Below are 22,464 nucleotides of genomic sequence, written 5' to 3'. Positions count from 1 at the left end.
AGAAGGCATTCATTTCATGCGATTCATTGATTCTTTGGTGCGAACAATGGCAAGGAAAGTGGAGGGCGGCAATCGTTTCACCTCTATCCAAAATGTGACTTTTGCGGTCTTCCTGGCCTTGTGGCTGGCAACTCCCTTTGCAGCCCGAGCACTGACAGTCAGTGGCACTCTGACAGTCGACACCGTATGGGCGATTTCTCAGTCTCCTGTCACTCTTCAGGGCAATGTCACCCTGGACCAAGATGCAACGCTGACCATTGAACCCGGCGTACAGGTGCGCATGGAACCGGCTGCCAGCTTCACGCTGCGCCAAGGGGCCGTCCACGCGGTGGGAACGGTGGCCCAGCCAATCGTGGTCACTTCTGCCAGTGCGAATCCGGCGGCGGGCGATTGGGGCGAGTGGCGATTCCTTGCGGGAACTCGGGGCCCACAAACACGCCTTGAGCACATGCGCATCGAATATGGAAGCGGTCTTGTGGTGGAGAAGTCTTCGCCTCGGTTGAGCCACCTCGCAATCCATCGTCATAGTGGTCCCGCCATCCGCATGGATCTCGAGTCTTCCCCATCGGGACAGGGGTTGAGCGCCGAGGGCAATCTCTACAACGCGATTGTGGTCACGCCAGGCACCGTGCGCACTCAGGTTTCGTGGGGGCTGACGGGTATCCCGTATCTTGTACGGCAAGGATTGGTGGAGATAGGCCAGGCACCGTTGGCCATAGAGCCGTCGCGCATTGAGGTTGGCGGTGGCACAACCGCGCCGATGCGGGTGGTTTTGGCAAATCCCGCGCCAGCGGGGGGGAGGGTGGTGGGCCTGAGCAGTAATTCGTCCGGTGTGGCGGCAGCCACCACGGCAAATGTGACGGTACCTGAAGGCGCTGCAAGTGCGGACTTCGAGGTGCGAGGGCTGTCTGTCGGTAATGCGGTGTTGACGGCCAACAGTCCTGAACTTGGCTCGGCCCAAGCGCGCGTTAGTGTCGTGCAACTCCCCTCGATTGGATTTGCGTCCCCATTCTTCCGGATCGGCAGGGGCCTTCCCTATGCAATCAAATTGAACCTGTCCTTGCCAGCGCCAGCGGGAGGAGTCGCGGTCCGACTGGGTGTAGAGCCATCCAACGCTTTCGATGTTCCTGCAACGGTTCTCGTACCGGAGGGATCTACAGAAGGCATCTTCACGGCACGCAGTTTGATCGTCGGTTCCGTGCGCCTGACGGCCCAAGCACCGGGCCACCAAGGCGCTTCTCGCGGGTTTGAGTCCGAGGTCACGAAGCTGCGGCTTGAGTTACCGGGCCTTCAGTCACCCATGGTCGCAGGGTTTGACTATGCAGGAGCCGTGCATCTTGAGCATGCTGCGCCATTGGGAGGCCTAGTCGTCAAGCTGACGTCTTCCAATACTTCCGTGCTGAGCCTTGCTTCCTCCGAGGTCACCGTGCCGGAGGGGCAGACATTTGTGCAGCAATCTGGGCTCCTGCGAGCGCTTGCCAAGGGGCAGTCCGAGGTCACGTTGAGCGCGGCCAGTGTGGATGATGCCAAGTTCGGCCCCTTTGATGTGCGCAGTCCGACGACCCTGAAATGGGCTGTATACGGTCAGGATCCCGCCAAGGCCTGGGTGGGACGGCAGCTACTCATGACCAGTGGCATCACGATCACGCGGCAGAGGGACGGCGTCGACCTTCAGGAAGGTGCGCCGCTACAAGTGCAGTTGCGCTGCCAAAACGAAGCCGTATGCAGTGTGCAATCCTCCATCTCCATCCCAGCTTGGGCAACGTCTGTCACCGTGCCCATCAGAGGCTTGGCAGTGGGCGAAACGATGGTTGAAGCGCAGGCAGTTGGATCCACGAGTACGTTCCTGCCGGTGCAAGTGGTGGAGCCTGTTGTGGACTGGGGTCTCAGTGACCGTCACTATGTCAGCCTGCGTCGATACCTCTCCATTTGCCTGTCCGTACCCCAGGCAGGGTGGGGTGGTAGCCAGGAAGTTGTAGAGGATTGGCCCGTGACGCTGCTCCTGGAGGAGCAAAATCCGGCTGGAACCATCGCGGCCATCTATGACAGTGGAGAGAACGGCGCCGTTGCCCACCAGACCCGTATCCCGCAAGGGGCAAACTGCAGTGAGTCCCGGTACATCGCTGCTGCCCAGCGGGGCAAATACCGTATCAGAGCTCAGAGCCCCGACCGCTTGAACGCGATTTCTGGGGTGCAGACAGTCTTCGGTGACCGTGGCCTGATTTTCAAGAACTGGAACACTGAAGGGAGTTCGCTCTCCGTGGTCCAGGGATTCTCTGCGGACATGGGCATCCTGCCCGACTATCAAGGGTCGTGGGAAAGCATTCCGCAGCCGCTGACGGTCCGTTTGCGCTGTGTCGATGGAACGGTCTGTTCTACGCCTTCAGAAATCATTGTTCCTGCAGGCAGCGAGTGGGGCAGCTTGGCAGTTCCGGTGACGGGGATTCGCCCCGGCGCGACAGAAATCGAAGCTACGGTGGTCGGGGATGTCGCGAACTACCCTGATGCTTACACGGCACCCGTGGTGGTGGACGAGCGAAAGCTGGGCTTCCAGTTCTACACAGAAACAGTCCGTATTGGCGAGGTCGGGCAGGCACAGGTGTGCATCGGCGGGGCCGGGCACACCAGCTATTCGCCAACGCCCATGACTGTGTCGATCACCAGCAGTGCACCTTCAATGCTGAGGCTGGAAGATGACGTGAGTGAATGGCCAACAAGAGAGAGTTGCATTGCTATGTCATACAGGGGCATAGCCTCCGGTACCGCAGCGCTCACCATCACCGTACCCGGGCTTTCACCGCTCACACAAACCGTCGAGGTGCGCCCATGAGGACACGTGTCATGTACCTGATGGCATGTTGCATTGCCTCTGGCCTCCTGTGGGTGCGAAACACGAAGCACTTTGTGTGCATCGTGTTGGCATTGTGGCTTTTCATTCATGTCTCTCTCGCTCCCGTACATGCGGCGGACCCGGCACAACTCACCATAGGTAACGGAGTTGTCGTCAAATTTGGCCAGGCACAAGGAGACGAAGGCGATGGTTCTGGCATTGTGGTGCGAGGCCGTTTGGCGACCGGTGCTGACGTGGTGCTCACCAGCGAGCGCGACGACCAGACCGGTGGACAGACAGGTGCCAGTCCAGCGACTGCACAGCGCGGAGACTGGCTAGGGTTGTTCTTGGCGCCGGGGTTGGCTCCGAGTGATGTAGCCATTGACGGGCTCACGTTGCGTTATGCGGGCGGTGACCAGGGGCTACCCGCCCACTTTGCCTACACAGGCGCTGCCTTGGTGGTCCCTGGGGGGACTTACACGTTCTCAGGGTTGCGCATTTCTCACAGCACCATCGGTTTGCGGGTCGTAGGCCCAGGATCAGCACAGATTCTGCGAAGCCGGATTGAAAACAACCGTATCGGTGTTCAGGCAGAGCAGGGCGCGACTCCCACCATCCAGCAGAGCAGTTTGGCCCAGAGTTCCTTCTACGGTGTATCCAATGAGAATCCCTCCACCCCTGTACAGGCCTCGGGCAACTGGTGGGGACACGTCACCGGCCCTCGCGATACTGAGGGCAATCCCGCTGGGCAGGGCAGCCGCGTCAGTCCTGGCGTCATCTACCAGCCCTACTTGACGGCTGATCCCGCGCTGGGACAGGGTCCTGCATTGGCCGTGCAATTCAACGGTCAGGTGCTGTCCACGAATACAACGTTGCAACGTACTGGTGTGCTTTCGCTCAGTGCTCACAGTGCATTGGGGGTATCGGCCTTGGAGGCATATATAGATGGCGTGGCTGTTCTGCAGCAAGGCTATCCCAGCCCTGGCCCTACCAGCGAATCAAATCCGGTGTTGGCGAGCCAGTTGCTGGGATTCACCGGCCTTGCGAACGCCAGCCACGTGTTGGTGGCCACAGCCCGTGATCCACAAGGCGGCACCACTACGGTGACGTTGCCGTTTGTTCTGGATCTCCGACCGCCGGAGGCTCCGGTCATCACGCGACCCACGGCGGGTGCGACTTTCACGATGTCATCCATCGGCGTGGCAGGTACTGCGGAGCCTGCAGCACTGGTGCAGATGTTTGCCAACAACCAGCCTGTAGGTCAGCCGATCCAAGCCGGGGAGAGTGGTGCCTTCAGCGGCAGTATTGTCTTGCCAGGGGATGGCATCTATTCGCTGCAAGCCCAGGCCAGCAATCCGCGCGGCGCAGGCCCGACGAGTGCTGCGGTCAGCGTGACCGTTGCGGCGCCCGCACCCACCGTGGTGTTTATCAGCCCGTCGGATCAGGCAACCGTGCGCGGCCTGGTGCCTGTGCAGATCAGTGCGATTGATGCCAATGGCATTGCCCAGGTAGTGGTTGAAGCGCGCGATGCATCGTCAAGAGCCTATTCACTGGGCAACCTTACCCAGGCCCCGTGGGCGTTGGAGTGGGACTCCACTGCATTGCCCAATGGTAGTTACACACTGGTGGCCACCGCCACCAGCATGAGCGGTAAATCGTCGCAGGCCAGCCGTGTGGTGCTTGTGGAGCAGTTGCCACCCCCCCCGCCCCCGCCGCCGCTGCCCTACGGAACCCGCAACCTGAGCGTCACCCCGGCTTTGTCGTTTGGCGACCAGCCGATCCAGATCACCGGCCAAGTGGCCACGCTTGGAACTGACGCCCTGCCTGTGCCCAACGCCACCTTGAGGCTCGCGCTGCGCGTGCAGGGGTTCGAGCGGCGCATTACCCTGGTGAGCGATAGCGCAGGCCAGTTCAGCTACACCTTTGTGCCGCAGTCCAACGATGCGGGCACCTATGCCGTGTATGTGGTGCACCCTGACGACACCCAATACGCTAGCCAGGCCGCACCTGCGCAGTTCACCATCAACCGCCTGAGCTTCAACTACAGCCACTTCAAGCTCAATGCCATCCGGGGCCAAGCCACATCGGTCGAACTGATGGCCCGCGCCAGTGCAGGCACGGGTGCTACGGGTGTCCGCTGGCAGGCGCTGCCAGCAGATCAGCCCTCGGGGAGCCTACCGCCAGGCATCACACTGGACATGGGGCAGCCGGTAGATGTGCCAGCAGGCGCTGGTGTTCCAATCAGCCTGAAGCTGACGGGCAGTGCCTCGGCAGGTGCTACAGGCACTGTCATTCTCAAGGCCTTTGCCAACGAAAGCGGAAGCCGCCCTCGCGCCGAGCTGCGTGTGGATTACCAATTGCACGAGGCCATGCCAGGTCTCAGCCCAAGCCCCAGCTTCGTAGAGATTGGTGTCCAGCAAGGGGGCAGCGCCAGTGCCGCCGTCACCGTGACCAACCGGGGCTTGGCGCTGGCGCGCAAAGTGCGTGCGAAACTGGTCACTCCCCAGGGCGGAACACCTCCCGCGTGGGTGCGCCTCGTCAGTAGCGGCGAAGTGGGTGACCTCGATGTGGGGCAATCCGTGCCACTGCAAGTCACAGCGCAACCCGGTGCTGATGTGGCGGATGGCTACTACCAGTACCAATTGAACGTGAGCGCGGACAACGATGCGGGCGGCTCTGTGCCCGTGACCGTTGCGGTCGCCCAAAGCGGCCAGGGTGGTGTGCGCTTTAAGTTGGTCGATATCTATACCAACACACTCAATGCCTCAGGCCAGCCTATTCCCGGAGTGTCTGGCGCCACCATCAAGCTGCAGAATGAGGCGCTGACAGCAGAAATCCGCACCCTCACCACCAACGACCAAGGCCTGGCCGAGCTCACCGATTTGCCGCCCGGCAACTATCGTTGGCGTGCCAGCGCAGCCCAGCATACCGACGCCAGCGGTCGCATCCAGGTGCGTGCCGGGCTCACGGCCAATGAACGCGTTTTCCTGGACAACCAGCTCGTGAGCATTGAATTCAGCGTGACTGAGACCACCATCCGTGACGAATACCACATCACACTGGAAGCCACTTTCCAGACCCAGGTGCCTGCGCCCGTGGTGCTGCTGGAGCCTTTGAGCGTCAACCTGCCTGACATGCAGGTGGGCGAAGAGATCACAGGCGAGCTGGCGCTGAGCAACTATGGCTTGGTGCGCGCGGATGAGCTGGAGTTTGCACTGCCTCAAAGCGACGCCAGCTATCGGTACGAGTTCTTCGGCGACATGCCTACCGAGCTGGCCGCCAAGAGCCGTGTGGTCATCCCCTACCGCATTACGGCAGTGGCACCCGTCAAACGCCAGGCTCTGGCAATGACCACGGGGCGCGCAGCTCCCGCTGTGCTCCCTCTTTTCAAGGGCTACAGCCCCAGCCTGCAGATACAGCACGCCATCCGCCACCTGGTGAGCACCGGCAGTAGTCCAGCCGTGCCCAAAGAAAAAGCGGAGGCCGTGGCCAAGGCTACCGGCTGCAACAGCTATGTGACCAGCACTTGCGTCGGCTACGCCTACACCTGTGCGGCGGGCGACAAGCGCCAAAGTTCCACCTGCACCAGCATCAGCCGGATATCGGGGGCGAGTTGCGGCAGTGGCGACAGCACAAGCATTTACATCCCCGGGCCAAGCTCTATCGGTGGCGATGGTTGGGGGCGCGGCGGCTACGGCGGCGGCTCCGGTGCGCCCATCGGTCTCGTGCCCGCCTGCGTGCCCACTTGCCCAGACTGCTCGGGTGGTACGGGGCCCGGCGGTGGCGGTGGCGGAGGAGGGGGCGGTAGCGGGCCTGGTCCCGGTGGATCCGGGCCTGGCCCGGGTGGCCCTGGCCCGAGCAGCTTTGGCTCCTCGTAGTTTTAGAACTTCGCCATCAGCCCTGCAGGCGTTGAGCAACCCGCAGAGCGCTGGCCTCACTCCAAGCGCAGCCTTGTATTGCCGTTGATTTCTATTTCCTTCACTGTGATTCCCATGAAACGCCCCATCCTCGCCGCCCTTGCGGCATTGACCCTGGCCGCAGGCCTGTGCGTTCCCCTTTCAGCCCTGGCGCAGCCTGTCAGCCAGAGCGTTCGCTTGCCCAACCAGGAGTACACAGAAACCCGCCAGGACATCGCCGTCAAAGTGCTGGGGGGGCAGGTCGCCATCCAGCGCACCTGGGCGGCGGGGCGGTGGTACCTCAACCCCGCGTGGTCCAATCTGCGGTTGATTGCCGACCCTTTGGGCGGGGTGCTGGCCGTGCAGCGCGCAGGCAGCCTTTACGAACGCACCGGCAGCCAGACCACGCAGGGCGGACAAGGCAGCGCAGGCAGCATCTACCGCTTTGACGCCAACAACCTCATCGCCCAGACCCCCACAGGCTGGCGCTGGTACGACCGCCTGGGTAACAGCGTGCACTACGACACTGCGGGCGCTATCCAGCGCTACGAAGACCCCAACGGCGTCCAAGTGAGCTTCGGGCGCGACGCACACGGCCAGATCAACGCCGTGAACGACCACAACGCCCGCACCGTGCTCACCCTGGACAGCGACAGCGAAGGCCGCATCACCCGCGTGAGCGACAGCACGGGCCGCAAAGTCAGCTACCAATGGAGCGGCAGCGGCGCAGACAGCCAACTCACCCAAGTCACCGACCTCTTGGGCCAGCTCTGGAAATACGACTACAACAGCCAAGGCCAGCTCACGCAGCGCACCAACCCCCAGGGCGCCAAGCTGAACATCACCTACCTCACCAGCCCCACCCCCATCCCTGCAAGCCCCGGCTTTGCAGGTACGGGCGCAGGCAACGGCGCAGGCAGCGGAGGCAACGCCAACACCAGTACCGCCTCCAGCGGCCAGACAAAAGCCCCGCTGGCCCCCGTAGCCCGCGTTGGCAGCATCCAGGAAGAAACCGGCGCCACCACCCTGTACCGCGTGGAATACGACCGTGTGCGCCAGCTGTACACCATCCACAGCCAGGACGCCACCGGCGCCACCCGTAGGCGCATCTACAACAAAGTGGGCCTGCTGCTGCAAGACAGCACCAACGACCAACTACAAAGCCAGCGCATCGTCGACAGCGCCAGCCAAGAGCGCAGCATCGACCCCCGCGGCCAAACCACCACCACCCAATACGACAGCGCGCGCCGCCCCCTGCAGATCATCCACCCCGACGGCAGCCGAGAAACCTACCAATACGACAGCCAGGGCCGCACCCTGCGGCACACCAACACCCTGGGCATCGTCAGCACCTGGGCCTACGACGCCAAAGGCAACGAAGTCGAACACACCGAAGCTCTGGGTCAGCCCGAACAACGCACCACCCGCAGCACCTACGACCAGTGGGGCCAACTCACCCGCAGCACCCGGGGCGCAGGCAACGGCCTGGGCCCAGACGCCGTAGGCAACAGCTACGAATACGACAGCGCAGGGAACCTCGTCAAAACCACCAACGCCCTGGGCGCCAGCGCCAGCGCCACCTACAACACCCAAGGCCAGGTTCTCACCCAGACCAACCCCCTGGGCCACACCAGCACCCACAGCTACGACGCCGCCGGCAACCTGCTGGCCAGCACCAACGCCCTCAACCAAACCACCCGCCACAGCTACGACAGCCTGGGCAAACGCACCCAAAGCACCAGCGCAGAAGGCCACACCCAGCAAACCGTCTACGACACCGCAGGCCGTGTGATCGAACAACGCCAGCCCGGCGAAACCACCGGCACCAAAGTCGGCTACGACGCCGCAGGCCGCACCAACGCCAACACCAGCCCTAGCGGCCTGACCAGCACCACCGCCTACGACGCCCTGGGCCGCATGAGCCAGACCACTGACCCCGCTGGCAACACCACCAAATACGAATACGGTGCCGACGGCACTCCCCTGGCAGGCCTGCTCACCGCCACCATCTACCCCACCTACACAGAAACCTACCGCTACGACCAGCGCGGCCGCCAAACCCAGACCATCGAAACGCTGGACGCCAGCACAACCCCTGCGACCACGCGCACCCAACACCAGGCCTACGACGCCCAAGGCCAGCGCATCAGCAGCACCGACCCCGCAGGCAACACCACCCTGTACCGCTACGACGCCCTGGGCCGCCTGGTGGAGACCATCGATAGCCTCAACCAAAGCACAAAGCAAAGCTGGGACGCGCAAGACCAGCTCATCGCCGTCACCGACGCCAACGGCAACACCCACCGCTTTGACTACGACAAAGCAGGGCACCTCGTCAAGGAAGCCAGACCCCTGGGCGGCGTCATCCAATACAGCTACGACGCCGCAGGCCAGTTGGCCCAAAGAACCGACGCAGGCGGCAACACCCGCACCTACAGCTACGACACCGCCGGGCGCATGACCCTGGAAGAACACCGCCTGCAAGGCAGCGCGCTCGACCAACGCATCAGCCGCCAGTACGACAACGACGGCCTGCTGGTTAGCTACGAACAACAAGACGGCAGCGGCAACCTCATCAGCAGCGCCAGCTACACCAAAGACCCCCAAGGCCGCACCACGCAAAGCGCCATCAGCTACGGCAAGGTGGAAGCAGGGGGAGGAACCATCGCCTTCACCCTCGGCCAAGGCTTCAACGCCGACGGCCAACTGGCGAGCCACACCTACCCCGATGGCAGCCAGCAAAGCTACGCCTACGACAAAGGCCGCTTGGCACAGGTCACCCTGCCCAACCAAAGCCAGATCAGCTACAGCAACTACCAATGGATGGCCCCCGGGCAAATCACCACCCCCGGCGCTACCAAAACCCTGGCCTACGACCCCCTGCAGCGCCACACCCGCATCGAAGTGAGGAACAGTGCCAGCCAACTGCTGGCCCTTAAAAGCTACCAATACGACCTGGCAGGCAACATTACCCAGATCGACAGCGACCTTGGAAGCACCCAGTACGGCTACGACAAGCTAAGTCGCCTGACTCAAGCCACGCCCGACAACAGTCTTAGAAGCCTTGGCCTACCACATGAGCAATACAGCTACGACCCCGCGGGCAACCGCATTGCAAGCGCACACCAACCTGGGGCTTGGAGTTACAACGCAGACAACCAGCTCACCCAGTACCCCCGCACCACACCCTTCAGCGGTGCAGCTCCCGCAGACACCAGCGTGAGCTTCACCCCGCAGGGACACACCCAAGAAGAAAAAAGTGGAGCCTGGCACAGAAACTACCGCTACAACGCGGCAGAACGGCTGATTGAGACCAGCCAGAATGGGCAAACCACCAGCTACCGGTACGACCCGTTTGGGCGAAGGATCAGCAAAACGACGGGAAGCGGATCCGCAAGCACCGCCACGTACTTCCTGTACAGCGATACCGGCCTGCTGGCAGAGACCGACAGCCAAGGAACCCTCACCAAGGCCTACGGCTTCAACCCCAAGGCCGTGCAGCAAGGACTGTGGAGCACCGACCCGATGTGGCAAGCGAACGTCAGTGGCAACAGCTTGACCAGTGGCACCACGAGCTACCACTATCTGCATACGGATCATCTTGCAACGCCCATCCTGGGCACCGACAAGGCGGGCGCTATCACATGGAAGGGAGCGTCAGAAGCGTTTGGGGCGACAAAGGCCATCACGCAGGCGACGGAGATGAACCTGAGGTTCCCGGGGCAGTATTGGGATCGGGAGACGCAGATGCATTACAACTTTAATCGGGATTACTTGCCGGGGGTAGGGCGGTACGTTGAGAGTGATCCGATTGGAGTGGATGGCGGGTTAAATATTTTTGCCTATGCGGACGCTAACCCGGTCATTAAAGGGGACTCCAATGGACGTCATCCGGTAGTAATAATATTAATAATTTACGGAAAACTTGTTCTGCGATGCGAGCTAATACATCAAAGCTATAAACATCTTGAGAGCAACGTTTGTAGGCGTTGCGGCGGCGACTGTGATCCTACCGAAGCCGCTGCTAATTGCGCATGCTGGGCTTCCGTTGTGCAGTTGCGAAAAAATTACCTTAAAGGAAAATGCGATTATATACTTCCTGGGTCAATTGCAAAGGGATCTAAAAAAGCGGAGCAGAGTCACAACTTCGAACTCACAAAAACAATCCAGGCGCGCAATAAGTGCTGTGGAAAAGCGCTGCTGGATTCTATTGATTAATTGCGATGACATATCCGACGCTTATTGATATTAGTCCTACCAATCTTCTTAATTTGGATGAAAAGGTGGCATTCCAGCATTTTTTCGGAAAATCGCGTGCAGAGGCTCAAGCACTATTTGGTGAGGGAGATTTTTATGTGGATGATCTGGCGTGGATGGGTTGGGTCGCATTTGAGTATTATGTACTTGCGTATATCGATTTTTTAGATGAATCCGATGTACTTGATTTGGATATCAATGATCCAATGATTCTTGTTCTCCAAAGATACGAGACAGATAGTCAATATGTAAATATACACAAATTGATTGATAAAATATCGGATCTACGTGGCAAGTCTCCTGATGGAAGTCGTGATGTTGTTAAAAATTATGATCAAGTTATTGAGAAAATCAGGGCGATGGGATCGTGATGAAATACTGACGGTCGGCTTTGTTGCACAAACCTGCCCCCTGCGTGGGGCTGTGCGGCAATCCACCGAATTTATTGATCCGGCATCAATGAAGTTGAATCAAGCGGCATAGTGAACTGGATCATGCTGGAAGTACTTGCGAACCCTCTCGGGCTGACGCTGCACACTGCGTAGATGGCGAGCAGTCGCCTTGACTGTTGGCGCGCGTGTCGGATTGACCAGATCTGTGCAGATCTGCCGATCAGGATGTGACCAACCAATGACGGTTTAGACCGCCCGCCAACATTCCATTTTGACCGAACAACAGATGGTCAATGGTGGGCCGGCATTCATGATCAGTTTGGCGCTGGCACCCACAGCCTTTGGGCGTCTCAGCGGTCAATTTGGTGTGCATTGCACGTTGAATACTGGCGTTCAAATGCTGCGCTGATTCCACACTCCGACAGGGGATCGCAACACGTCAGCATTCGATACACTGAAGGCTTGGCAGAAGCCGGCGTCGAGCTCTTGATGGTCAGCAATAGCACTGCGACAACCATCTACCCGAAATTCAACCAGACTTCGCTCGCTGGGTATCCGAAAAAGGCTTTTCCAGTAGCGTGTAGACTTTTTCCAACGATTCCAGTTTCTCATCGAAGTAGTCATGCCCGTCGTAGTGACGGGCTTGGACTCCGGCAATGCCGTGTGATTGCAGACGCCCCCGGATGTCGGAATTCACCCTCGCGCTTGCAAGCAATGTTTCAATGCCGGAGCGAATGCGTTTGGTAAGAAAACCAGGAATCTCGTCACCCGCTGCGTCCACTGCCCATTTACTTAATGAGGTTGCGGCGATATGCGTTTTTCCACCATCAGTGGAGAGAGCCCACTTTCCTGAGGAAATGACCTCGAAAAGAGCCTCGCGGGCTGGTTTTATAAGGGGGACGGTGTGCGATCGCGCAGGTTGACCTGGACGGCCCTTTGAATCGAACAAGACAATATGTTCAGTTGCCGCGTCAGATGAGAGTAGGCGCACAAACTGCGCTATTCGCTGACCTCCGGTAAGCAAATGGAGGCGGAGCATAGCCCCTATGGAACCATTCATCGAACGGATCTTTTGCCAGTAAATACGAAGCTCGTGCGCTGATAGTGGTGCTTTTGACGACCTGTTTCCGGTTTCATCCGGGAGAGTATCGGCAACTGGATTTATTGAAATGCCGAAATCTTTGAACGCAACGGGAATGGAGGGCTTAGATTTCGCTGCTTTTGCAACCTGGTAGGCTGACCGAGCATACGCACGGAGCTTGTTGGCCGTGCGCTTCTTCCCAGCTTCAATGAGATTGCGCATCATGTCAGCGAACTGCTCAGTGGATACCTCTTTGGCTGGCAGTCCCGCAACGTCGGGCCATGCTCGCATCACATGAAGGTTAAAGATCGAACGGGCGTCCTTATGCGATTCCCTTCCTAAATCTTGAAGGTAGTCGCAGTAAAGGCTCAGAAGCCTTTCCAAGGTATTCAGTTCGGCGTTTCTCCGCGCTTCGTCCTCTGCGGCTTGAGCGCTGCGGCTAGCGGCCACTAAGGCGGGATGGCCGCCATTTTCCCGATTCGTGTAGTGCCTTAGTGCGAGGGCTTCGGCCGCTCGTGTAGCCGCTGTGACGGAGAAGCCTTTTGAGGTTGGGGTCAAGCTCTTTGGTGATGCTGCCGAGTCGTAGACGCCCACGAGCACTCGCTCACTCTTGGTGCCGATACTGAATCTCCAGTAGAACCTCGTAGACCCGGCACTGTCCTTCCTGGCTTGCAGCGAGCCGCTCGGCATCACCTTCGCCATCGTCACGAACTTGCCGGCAGGCATCTCTTGAATGACTTGCCCCGGAGTTTTGGTTGCCATCTGATCCTTTGCAATGAGATCCGTTGCCAGATCGTTGCCAGAATTCTAGTGGATGGGGTTGGATGTGGTTAGACGAGGCTGGATAAAAAATCGATAAAAATCAACAGCTTGTGAGGATTTGGTTGTCTAAGGGAGTCCAAAGAAATCCAGCTATTTCGGACTTTTAATCCGTTGGTCACAAGTTCGAATCTTGTACGTCCTACCACCCGAATCCAGGCGCCAGTCTTTTGGCGTAAACAAAGGCCTCCTTGCGGAGGCCTTTGTTTTTTTGTGATCCGCACGTTCGATGCAGTGCCATGTTATTCATGGCCCCGATTGTTGTATCACTCCATTTTGCTACGCGGATTCAGTGCTGGCGCTGGGTGAAAACAGGTCCCAGCTCGCAATGAAAAGCGCCGCAATAACTGGTCCTATCACGAAGCCCGTCAACCCAAAGAGCGCCATGCCTCCCAGGGTGGATATCAGCACAACGTAGTCTGGCATCTTGGTGTCCTTGCCCACCAAAATCGGACGAAGGACGTTGTCAACGAGTCCTATAACGCCAACGCCAAACGCAGTCAGCACCACGCCTTGCCAGACCGCACCCGTGGCCAGGAAGTAAATTGCCACCGGCACCCAGATCAGCCCCGCTCCCACGGCGGGAAGCAGCGACAGGAAGGCCATGGAAACTCCCCACAGCACGGGGCCCTGGATGCCCAGGATCCAGAAAATCAAACCGCCCAGCGCTCCTTGGGAGGCCGCCACGACAATGTTGCCTTTGACCGTGGCGCGAATGACGGTGGTGAACTTGCTGACCAGTTGCCGCTTGTGTGTTTCGTCCAGCGGGGTGGCCTGGCCAATGCGCAAGGCCAGACTCGATCCGTCACGCAACAGGAAGAACAGCAGATAGAGCATGATGCCGAAGCTCACGATGAACTGCAGCGTGTTCTGTCCAATACTTAATGCCTGTGTGGCAACAAACTGACTGGCCTGGACAGCGACGGAAGAGAACTTTTGTTGTAGCTCGCCAACGGTCGTGAGATTCAACCGGTCCAACAAATTGGCGGCCCAGGTGGGCAGGGCGGCGATCACCTGCTGTAGGTAGAGCCCAAAATTTAGCTGGCCCGACCGCATCCGTTCATAGATTATCGTGGCTTCCTGGGCCAGGGATACCGTGATCGCTGTCATGGGAAGGATGACCACAATAAGGCACAGTCCCAGGGTACACAGCGCTGCAAGATTGCGCCGCCGGGGCATGCGCCGCAACAGTTTGCGGTGCAGGGGGGCAAACAAGATGGCCAGGATGACGCCCCAGAAGACCGCGCCGTGGAACTGCCAAAGGATGGCTCCAAAGGCGATGGTGACAAGGGCCAGCAGCAGCAAAAAGACTTTGTTCTGAAGGGTGGGTGGCGTCATGAGGATAGGTGGCAATGAGATACCCGGAATGTACGCGAGCCAGGTTTGTAGACGCTTGTTGCGCCAGTGTGTCAGCACCGGCCCCACCATTTCCGTAGGGCGGTCGGCCATTCGGTGGCACAATGGCGCCCGTACCAAGGCCCTTCCCCAGCCACAGTCGCATCCGCCAATCGGTTCAGCCGTGTCGCGGAAGGTTTCTCAACCAGCTAATGCTTTCCCAAGGAAAGCGGAGGTCAGCGGAATATGAGCGATACGACGTCCGTCTATCAAGCCTACCAAGGCAACACTTACCTCTTCGGCGGCAATGCGCCCTATGTCGAAGAGATGTACGAGAACTACCTCGCCAACCCAGGTAGCGTGCCAGACAATTGGCGCGAGTACTTTGATGCACTTCAACATGTGCCTGCGGTGGATGGCAGCAATGCCAAAGACGTCCCCCACCTCCCCGTCATCAACGCTTTCGCCGAACGCGCCAAACAGGGCGGCACCAAGGTTGTTGTGGCAACGGGTGCGGACTCTGAGTTGGGCCGCAAGCGCACTGCCGTTCAGCAGCTGATCGCTGCCTACCGCAACGTGGGCCAACGCTGGGCTGATCTGGATCCCCTCAAGCGCACCGAGCGCCCCGCCATTCCTGAACTCGAACCCTCTTTCTATGGTTTCAGCGACGCTGACCAGGAAACGGTGTTCAACACCAGCAACACGTTCTTCGGCAAAGAGTCGATGCCGCTGCGCGAGTTGATCAACGCGCTGCGCGAAACATACTGCGGCTCTATTGGCGCCGAGTACATGTATGCCACTGACCAGAACCAGAAGCGCTGGTGGCAGGAAAAACTGGAAAAGATCCGCAGCAAGCCCAGCTTTGGTGTGGACAAGAAAAAGCAGATCCTGGACCGCCTGACGGCCGCCGAAGGTCTGGAGCGTTTCCTGCACACCAAGTACGTCGGTCAGAAGCGTTTCTCCCTGGAAGGGGGTGAAAGCTTCATCGCCGCCATGGACGAGCTGATCCAGTCTGCCGGTGCCAAGGGCGTTCAGGAAATCGTGATCGGCATGGCCCACCGGGGTCGTCTCAATGTGCTGGTCAATTCGTTGGGCAAGATGCCCAAGGACTTGTTCGCCGAGTTCGACCACACCGCTCCCGAAGACCTGCCAGCCGGTGACGTGAAGTACCACCAGGGCTTCAGCTCGGATGTGACCACCCCTGGCGGCCCGGTCCACCTGTCGCTGGCATTTAATCCTTCCCACCTGGAAATCGTGAACCCCGTGGTCGAAGGGTCCGTGCGTGCCCGCATGGACCGCCGCGCCGACCCGCACGGCAAGCAGGTGCTGCCGGTGCTGGTGCATGGTGATGCGGCCTTTGCCGGCCAGGGTGTGAACCAGGAAACCCTGGCGCTGGCCCAGACCCGTGGCTACTACACGGGTGGCACGGTGCACATCATCATCAACAACCAGATCGGTTTCACCACCTCCGATCCGCGTGATACGCGTTCCACGCTGTATTGCACCGACATCGTCAAGATGATCGAGTCGCCCGTGCTGCACGTGAACGGTGATGACCCCGAAGCCGTGGTGCTGGCCACCCAGCTCGCCTTGGAGTTCCGCATGGAATTCAAGAAGGACGTGGTGGTGGACATCATCTGCTTCCGCAAACTGGGCCACAACGAGCAGGACACCCCGGCTCTGACCCAGCCGCTGATGTACAAGAAGATCGGCCAGCACCCTGGCACGCGCAAGCTCTATGCCGACAAGCTGGCGGCACAGGGCCTGGGTGAGTCGCTGGGCGACGATATGGTCAAGGCCTATCGTGCCGCCATGGATGCCGGCAAGCACACGGTCGATCCCGTCCTGACCAACTTCAAGAGCAAGTACGCCGTGGACTGGAGCCCGTTCCTGGGCAAGAAGTGGACGGACGCTGGCGACACGGCCATTCCTCTGGCTGAGTGGAAGCGCCTGGCCGAGAAGATCACGACCATTCCTGAGAGCGTGACGCCGCACCAGTTGGTCAAGAAGGTCTATGACGACCGCGCTGCCATGGGCCGTGGCGAGATCCCCGTGGACTGGGGTATGGGCGAGCACATGGCATTCGCATCGTTGGTGGCCAGCGGCTACCCCGTGCGCCTGTCGGGCGAAGACTGTGGCCGTGGCACGTTCACGCACCGCCACTCGGTTATTCATGACCAGAAGCGCGAGAAGTGGGACATCGGCACCTATGTGCCACTGCAGAATGTGGCCGAGAATCAGGCTCCGTTCGTTGTGATCGACTCGATCCTGTCGGAAGAAGCGGTGCTGGGCTTTGAATACGGCTACGCCTCCAACGACCCCAACACCCTGGTGATCTGGGAAGCGCAATTCGGCGACTTTGCCAACGGTGCGCAGGTCGTGATCGACCAGTTCATCGCCTCGGGTGAAGTGAAGTGGGGCCGCGTCAACGGCATCACGCTGATGCTGCCACACGGCTACGAAGGCCAGGGCCCTGAGCACAGCTCTGCCCGCCTCGAACGCTTCATGCAGCTGTCGGCCGACGCCAACATGCAGGTGGTGCAGCCCACCACCGCCAGCCAGATCTTCCATGTGCTGCGTCGCCAGATGGTGCGTGATCTGCGCAAGCCGCTGATCATCATGACGCCCAAGTCGCTGTTGCGTAACAAGGATGCGACTTCGCCGCTGTCCGAGTTCACCAAGGGCAGCTTCCAGACGGTGATTCCCGAGCAGGACGAGGCCATCGTCAAGAAGGCAGCCAAGGTCAAGCGTGTGATCGCCTGCTCCGGCAAGGTGTACTACGACCTCGTGAAGAAGCGCACCGAGCGCGAAGACGACGATGTGGCCATCATCCGCGTGGAGCAGCTCTACCCCTTCCCGCACAAGGCATTCGCCGCTGAAATCAAGCGCTACCCCAACGCCACCGACGTGGTGTGGTGCCAGGACGAGCCGCAGAACCAGGGCGCTTGGTTCTTCGTGCAGCACTACATCCACGAGAACATGCTCGAAGGCCAGAAGCTGGGCTATTCCGGCCGCGCGGCTTCCGCGTCACCTGCCGTGGGCTACTCGCACCTGCACCAGGAACAACAAAAGGCGCTGGTGGACGGCGCGTTTGCCAAGCTCAAGGGTTTTGTCCTGACCAAGTAAGGCCAGCTGCGACCCGACAACAGAACAAAACCCCATTCCGAAAGAATTGATATGGCTATCGTAGAAGTCAAAGTCCCCCAGCTGTCCGAATCCGTGGCCGAGGCCACCATGCTGACGTGGAAGAAAAAGGCCGGTGAGGCTGTGGCAGTGGATGAGATCCTGATCGAGATCGAAACCGACAAGGTGGTGCTTGAAGTGCCTGCCCCCTCGGCTGGTGTGCTGGCTGAAATCATCCAGGGCGACGGCGCCACCGTGGTGGCCGAGCAGCTCATTGCCAAGATCGATACCGAAGGCAAGGCCGGCGCGGCCGCTCCTGCCGCCGCTGCTGCAGCACCCGCTGCCGCCACGGCATCGGCTCCTGCCCCCGCACCAGCGGCTGTTGGCGGCTCCAAGGGCGATGTGGCGATGCCCGCTGCCGCCAAGCTGCTGGCCGAGAACAACCTGTCCGCATCGGCTGTGGCCGGCAGCGGCAAGGATGGCCGCGTGACCAAGGGCGACGTGCTCAGCGCTGTGGCTGGTGGTGCCGCCAAGGCTGCTGTGGCGGCCCCGAGCGCCATCCCCACGGGCGTGCCCACCAAGGCACTGCCCCAGGTGTCGGCCCCGGCCGCCAAGGAAGACCTGGGCGACCGCCCCGAGCAGCGCGTGCCCATGAGCCGCCTGCGCGCCCGCGTGGCCGAGCGCCTGCTGCAGTCGCAATCGACCAACGCCATCCTGACCACGTTCAACGAAGTGAACATGGCGCCGGTGATGGACATGCGCAAGAAGTTCCAGGACACGTTCACCAAGGAGCATGGCGTGAAGATCGGCTTCATGAGCTTCTTCGTGAAGGCTGCCGTGCACGCCTTGAAGAAGTACCCCGTGCTGAACGCCTCGGTCGATGGCAACGACATTGTTTACCACGGCTACTTCGACATCGGCATCGCCGTGGGCTCGCCCCGTGGCCTGGTGGTGCCTATCCTGCGCAATGCCGACCAGATGAGCTTTGCCGACATCGAGAAGAAGATCGCCGAATTCGGCAAGAAGGCCGCTGAAGGCAAGCTGGGCATTGAAGAAATGACCGGCGGCACGTTCTCGATTTCCAACGGTGGCACCTTCGGCTCGATGATGTCCACGCCCATCATCAACCCGCCCCAGTCCGCCATCCTGGGCGTGCACGCCACCAAGGACCGCGCTGTGGTGGAGAACGGCCAGATCGTTGTGCGCCCGATGAACTACCTGGCCATGTCCTACGACCACCGTATCATCGACGGCCGCGAAGCCGTGCTGGGCCTGGTGGCGATGAAGGATGCGCTGGAAGACCCATCGCGCCTGCTGTTCGACATCTAACCTCCTGACCGCATGGACCCACCCGCGTGGCCGACCTCTGGTTGTGCCCGCCGGTGGGTCTTTCTCCAACAGACTGAACGAGATTTCCCATGAGCAAACAATTTGATGTGATCGTCATCGGCGGTGGCCCCGGTGGCTACATTGCCGCCATCCGCGCAGCCCAGCTGGGCTTCAATGTTGCCTGTATCGACGAGTGGAAGAACGACAAGGGTGGCCCCGCACCGGGCGGCACCTGTACCAACGTGGGCTGCATTCCGTCCAAGGCGCTGCTGCAATCGTCCGAGCATTTCGAACACGCCAACAAGCACTTCGCCGAGCACGGCATCACCGCCACGGGCGTCAAGATGGACGTGGCCAAGATGATTGCCCGCAAGGACACCGTCGTGAAGCAGAACAACGACGGCATCCTGTACCTGTTCAAGAAGAACAAGGTCAGCTTCTTCCATGGCCGCGGCTCTTTCGTGAAGGCTGCTGAAGGCGGCTACGAGATCAAGGTGGCTGGCGCCGCCGAAGAGTCGCTGACGGGCAAGCAGATCATCATTGCCACCGGCTCCAATGCCCGTGCGCTGCCCGGCACGCCGTTCGACGAAGAACTGGTGCTGTCCAACGACGGCGCGCTGCGCGTGGGCGCTGTGCCCAAGAAGCTCGGCCTGATCGGCTCGGGCGTGATCGGTCTGGAAATGGGCTCGGTGTGGCGCCGCCTGGGGGCCGATGTCACCATCCTCGAAGGCCTGCCGACCTTCCTGGGCGCGGTGGACGAGCAGATCGCCAAGGAAGCCAAGAAGGCCTTCGACAAGCAAGGTCTGAAGATTGAGCTGGGCGTGAAGGTCGGCGAGATCAAGACCAGCAAGAAGGGCGTGAGCATTGCCTACACCAACGCCAAGGGCGAAGCCCAGTCGCTGGACGTGGACAAGCTCATCGTCTCCATTGGCCGCGTGCCCAACACCATTGGCCTGAACGTCGAAGCCGTGGGCCTGCAGCTCGACGAGCGTGGCGCCATCGTGGTGGATGCCGACTGCAAGACCAACCTGCCCGGCGTGTGGGCGGTGGGTGACGTGGTGCGCGGCCCGATGCTGGCGCACAAGGCCGAGGAAGAGGGCGTTGCGGTGGCTGAGCGCATTGCGGGCCAGCATGGCCACGTCAATTTCAACACCGTTCCCTGGGTCATCTACACCAGCCCCGAGATCGCATGGGTGGGCCGCACCGAGCAGCAGCTCAAGGCCGATGGCGTCAAGTACAAGGCGGGCAGCTTCCCCTTCCTGGCCAACGGCCGTGCACGGGCGCTGGGTGACACCACAGGCATGGTCAAGATGCTGGCCGATGCCGAGACTGACGAGATTCTGGGCGTGCACATCGTGGGCCCGCAGGCCAGCGAGCTGATTGCCGAAGCTGTTGTGGCCATGGAATTCAAGGCCAGCAGCGAAGACATCGCTCGCATTTGCCACGCACACCCCAGCCTGAGCGAAGCCACCAAGGAAGCGGCCCTGGCCGTGGATAAGCGCACTCTGAACTTCTGATTTTTGGGTCAAATCGGGCTCTAGCGCTTATCTGATAAGCGCTAGTAGCTATAAAAATCATAGTTTCTGAGCATCCACCACGTGACTGTTAAACAGGCTTACCTGACCGAGTTGGCCGCTAAAGGCTACCAAAGTGACCCTGCCCAATTGCGCGCAGTGGATGCCCTTCAGCGTTGCGCTGATGACTGGGCCGCATACAAGGCCCAGCGTTCCAACGCACTCAAGAAGCTGATCAACCGGCCTGATGTGCCGCGCGGCGTGTACATGTATGGCGGGGTGGGGCGGGGCAAGAGCTTTCTGATGGAATGCTTTTTCGACGCCGTTCCCTTGAAGCGCAAGGTGCGCCTTCACTTTCACGAGTTCATGCGCGAAGTGCACCGCGAACTGGCGGGCCTGCAGGGCACGGTCAACCCGCTGGACGTGCTGGGCGCGCGCATTGCCAAGCGCTACAAGCTCATCTGCTTTGACGAGTTTCACGTGGCGGACATTACCGACGCCATGATCCTGCACCGCCTGCTGGCGGCATTGTTCGATAACGGCGTGGGCTTTGTGACCACTTCGAATTTCAAGCCCGACGACCTGTACCCCGACGGCCTGCACCGCGACCGTATTCTCCCGGCGATTGCCCTGCTCAATGAAAAGCTTGAAGTGGTCAATGTGGACAACGGTACCGATTACCGTCGGCGCACTCTGGAGCACGTGAAGCTGTACCACACGCCGCTGGGCCCCGAGGCAGATGCTGAAATGGGCCAGGCGTTTGACCAACTGGCCGAAGTGCACGACGAAGACCCGGTGCTGCACATCGAGGCCCGCGAGATCCGGGCACGCCGCAAGGCCGGTGGTGTGGTGTGGTTTGACTTCAAGACCCTGTGTGGTGGCCCCCGGTCGCAGAACGACTATCTGGAAATCGCGACGCAGTTCCACACTGTGCTGCTGTCCGATGTGCCCTACATGCCGGTGAGCATGGCGTCGCCTGCGCGGCGTTTTACCTGGCTCGTGGACGTGTTGTACGACAGGCGCGTCAAGCTCATCCTGTCTGCAGCAGTACCCCCCGAGCAGCTTTACACCGAAGGCCCCTTGGCGCACGAGTTTCCGCGAACGATTTCGCGGCTCAACGAGATGCAGTCCAAGGAGTTCCTGGCGCTGGAGCGCCGTACTGTCGATACGGGGCTGACATGATCTCCAGACGCTTCGTATCTGTGGCGATTTTCTTGCTTGCCTGGGGGTTGTCGGCCTCGGCCATTGCGCAGCCGACAGCTGCTGGTGCGGAGGCCAACGGCCAGCAGGCAGCCGCCAAGGCGGCCGAACGTAAAGTGGAACACGACCGCATCCGCTCCGAACGCGAGGCCATCAAGGCCAGGCGACAACAGGACGAATCGGCCTGTTACCAGCGATTTTCCGTAGAAGACTGTCTGCGCAGTGTGCGGTCGGGCGTGCGCGATGCAGAAGCCCGTTTGCGTGCGCAGGAGATCGAACTCAATGATGCCGAGCGCAAGGAAAAAGCGGCGGAGCGTCTCAAATCCATTGAAGAAAAGCAGCGCGGCGTGCCGGATAGCCCCTCAGCGGGCAGCGGTGCTGCAAGCGCTGTGGTGCGCAAGCCGTCGCAAGACCCCCAGGGCCTGAAATCGCAGCGTGACCACGAGGCTGAGCTGCGAGCACAGCAGCAGCGCATTAAGGTGCAAAAGCAGGCCCAGGAGCAGGCAGCGCGCACCAGTGGCAATGCCGAGCGTGCCGCAGAGGCGCGCGCACGCCACGCGCAAACGCTTCAGGCTGCGCAGGAGCGCCGGGACCGAGTCGAAAAGTTACGGGCAGAGGCCGCAGCCCAGGGGCGGGTCCCTGCAGCTCCGTTGCCAGCGGGTTCGGCAGCACGCTGAAACAGGTTTAT

The 22,464-nt window shown here is 60.4% G+C and carries 11 protein-coding genes, 1 tRNA gene and 1 pseudogene; 10 read left to right on the top strand and 3 right to left on the bottom strand.

The window, feature by feature from the left end; genetic code table 11:
- Positions 1 to 16 precede the first annotated feature (16 nt).
- From LPA35_RS06105 to LPA35_RS06090, 4 genes are all read left to right on the top strand, one after another.
- Positions 17 to 2,830 carry a hypothetical protein gene (locus LPA35_RS06105; RefSeq protein WP_228895779.1) on the top strand — a complete coding sequence of 938 codons (2,814 nt, stop codon included), beginning with the start codon at positions 17 to 19 and terminating at the stop codon, positions 2,828 to 2,830.
- 1,022 nt (positions 2,831 to 3,852) lie between these two features.
- Complete coding sequence (locus LPA35_RS06100) at positions 3,853 to 6,708, top strand: Ig-like domain-containing protein (protein ID WP_228895777.1); 2,856 nt, start codon at positions 3,853 to 3,855, stop codon at positions 6,706 to 6,708.
- A 114-nt stretch (positions 6,709 to 6,822) separates the two neighbouring features.
- The gene (locus LPA35_RS06095) at positions 6,823 to 10,944 is read left to right on the top strand and encodes an RHS repeat-associated core domain-containing protein (protein WP_228895775.1); all 4,122 of its coding nucleotides are present in this window, start codon (positions 6,823 to 6,825) and stop codon (positions 10,942 to 10,944) included.
- A 5-nt stretch (positions 10,945 to 10,949) separates the two neighbouring features.
- Positions 10,950 to 11,354 (top strand): hypothetical protein, encoded by a 405-nt coding sequence (locus LPA35_RS06090; protein WP_228895773.1) that lies wholly within the window; start codon positions 10,950 to 10,952, stop codon positions 11,352 to 11,354.
- A gap of 99 nt (positions 11,355 to 11,453) precedes the next feature.
- On the opposite strand, the pseudogene LPA35_RS26145 reads toward LPA35_RS06090, so the two are convergent.
- Both LPA35_RS26145 and LPA35_RS06085 read right to left on the bottom strand, forming a co-directional pair.
- A pseudogene (locus LPA35_RS26145) lies at positions 11,454 to 11,564 on the bottom strand (IS630 family transposase); the annotation flags it as partial.
- A gap of 340 nt (positions 11,565 to 11,904) precedes the next feature.
- Complete coding sequence (locus LPA35_RS06085) at positions 11,905 to 13,218, bottom strand: integrase (protein ID WP_228895772.1); 1,314 nt, start codon at positions 13,216 to 13,218, stop codon at positions 11,905 to 11,907.
- 113 nt (positions 13,219 to 13,331) lie between these two features.
- Here LPA35_RS06085 and LPA35_RS06080 point away from each other — a divergent pair.
- A tRNA-Lys gene (locus LPA35_RS06080) sits at positions 13,332 to 13,423 on the top strand.
- Between the two features lie 131 nt (positions 13,424 to 13,554).
- Here the strand turns inward: LPA35_RS06080 and LPA35_RS06075 are convergent.
- On the bottom strand, positions 13,555 to 14,613 hold the full coding sequence (locus LPA35_RS06075) for an AI-2E family transporter (RefSeq protein ID WP_121506183.1): 1,059 nt from the start codon (positions 14,611 to 14,613) through the stop codon (positions 13,555 to 13,557).
- A 243-nt stretch (positions 14,614 to 14,856) separates the two neighbouring features.
- Between LPA35_RS06075 and LPA35_RS06070 the strand changes: the two genes are divergently transcribed.
- From LPA35_RS06070 to LPA35_RS06050, 5 genes are all read left to right on the top strand, one after another.
- Entirely contained in the window at positions 14,857 to 17,736 is a 2,880-nt protein-coding gene (locus tag LPA35_RS06070) for a 2-oxoglutarate dehydrogenase E1 component (RefSeq protein WP_055396677.1), read from the top strand.
- A gap of 51 nt (positions 17,737 to 17,787) precedes the next feature.
- Positions 17,788 to 19,062: a 2-oxoglutarate dehydrogenase complex dihydrolipoyllysine-residue succinyltransferase gene (gene odhB / locus LPA35_RS06065; protein WP_121420343.1), complete on the top strand. Its 1,275-nt coding sequence runs from the start codon at positions 17,788 to 17,790 to the stop codon at positions 19,060 to 19,062.
- Positions 19,063 to 19,151: 89 nt separating this feature from the next.
- Complete coding sequence (gene lpdA, locus LPA35_RS06060) at positions 19,152 to 20,579, top strand: dihydrolipoyl dehydrogenase (protein WP_228895769.1); 1,428 nt, start codon at positions 19,152 to 19,154, stop codon at positions 20,577 to 20,579.
- An 81-nt stretch (positions 20,580 to 20,660) separates the two neighbouring features.
- On the top strand, positions 20,661 to 21,758 hold the full coding sequence (gene zapE, locus LPA35_RS06055; protein ID WP_228895768.1) for a cell division protein ZapE: 1,098 nt from the start codon (positions 20,661 to 20,663) through the stop codon (positions 21,756 to 21,758).
- Positions 21,755 to 22,453 (top strand): hypothetical protein, encoded by a 699-nt coding sequence (locus LPA35_RS06050; RefSeq protein WP_228895766.1) that lies wholly within the window; start codon positions 21,755 to 21,757, stop codon positions 22,451 to 22,453. Before zapE ends, LPA35_RS06050 begins: the two co-directional genes overlap by 4 nt.
- Positions 22,454 to 22,464 lie beyond the last annotated feature (11 nt).

It is taken from the genome of Acidovorax sp. Leaf73 (assembly GCF_916855635.1).
GTDB lineage: Bacteria > Pseudomonadota > Gammaproteobacteria > Burkholderiales > Burkholderiaceae_C > Acidovorax > Acidovorax facilis.
This window is presented reverse-complemented; position numbering and strand designations above follow the sequence as displayed.

Bases quoted from the DNA above. Each gene is read 5' to 3' on its own strand.
- LPA35_RS06085 (WP_228895772.1), bottom strand. From the start codon at position 13,218: ATGGCAACCAAAACTCCGGGGCAAGTCATTCAAGAGATGCCTGCCGGC.
- LPA35_RS06050 (WP_228895766.1), top strand. From the start codon at position 21,755: ATGATCTCCAGACGCTTCGTATCTGTGGCGATTTTCTTGCTTGCCTGG.
- LPA35_RS06090 (WP_228895773.1), top strand. From the start codon at position 10,950: ATGACATATCCGACGCTTATTGATATTAGTCCTACCAATCTTCTTAAT.
- LPA35_RS06075 (WP_121506183.1), bottom strand. From the start codon at position 14,613: ATGACGCCACCCACCCTTCAGAACAAAGTCTTTTTGCTGCTGCTGGCC.
- odhB (WP_121420343.1), top strand. From the start codon at position 17,788: ATGGCTATCGTAGAAGTCAAAGTCCCCCAGCTGTCCGAATCCGTGGCC.
- LPA35_RS06070 (WP_055396677.1), top strand. From the start codon at position 14,857: ATGAGCGATACGACGTCCGTCTATCAAGCCTACCAAGGCAACACTTAC.
- lpdA (WP_228895769.1), top strand. From the start codon at position 19,152: ATGAGCAAACAATTTGATGTGATCGTCATCGGCGGTGGCCCCGGTGGC.
- LPA35_RS06105 (WP_228895779.1), top strand. From the start codon at position 17: ATGCGATTCATTGATTCTTTGGTGCGAACAATGGCAAGGAAAGTGGAG.
- LPA35_RS06095 (WP_228895775.1), top strand. From the start codon at position 6,823: ATGAAACGCCCCATCCTCGCCGCCCTTGCGGCATTGACCCTGGCCGCA.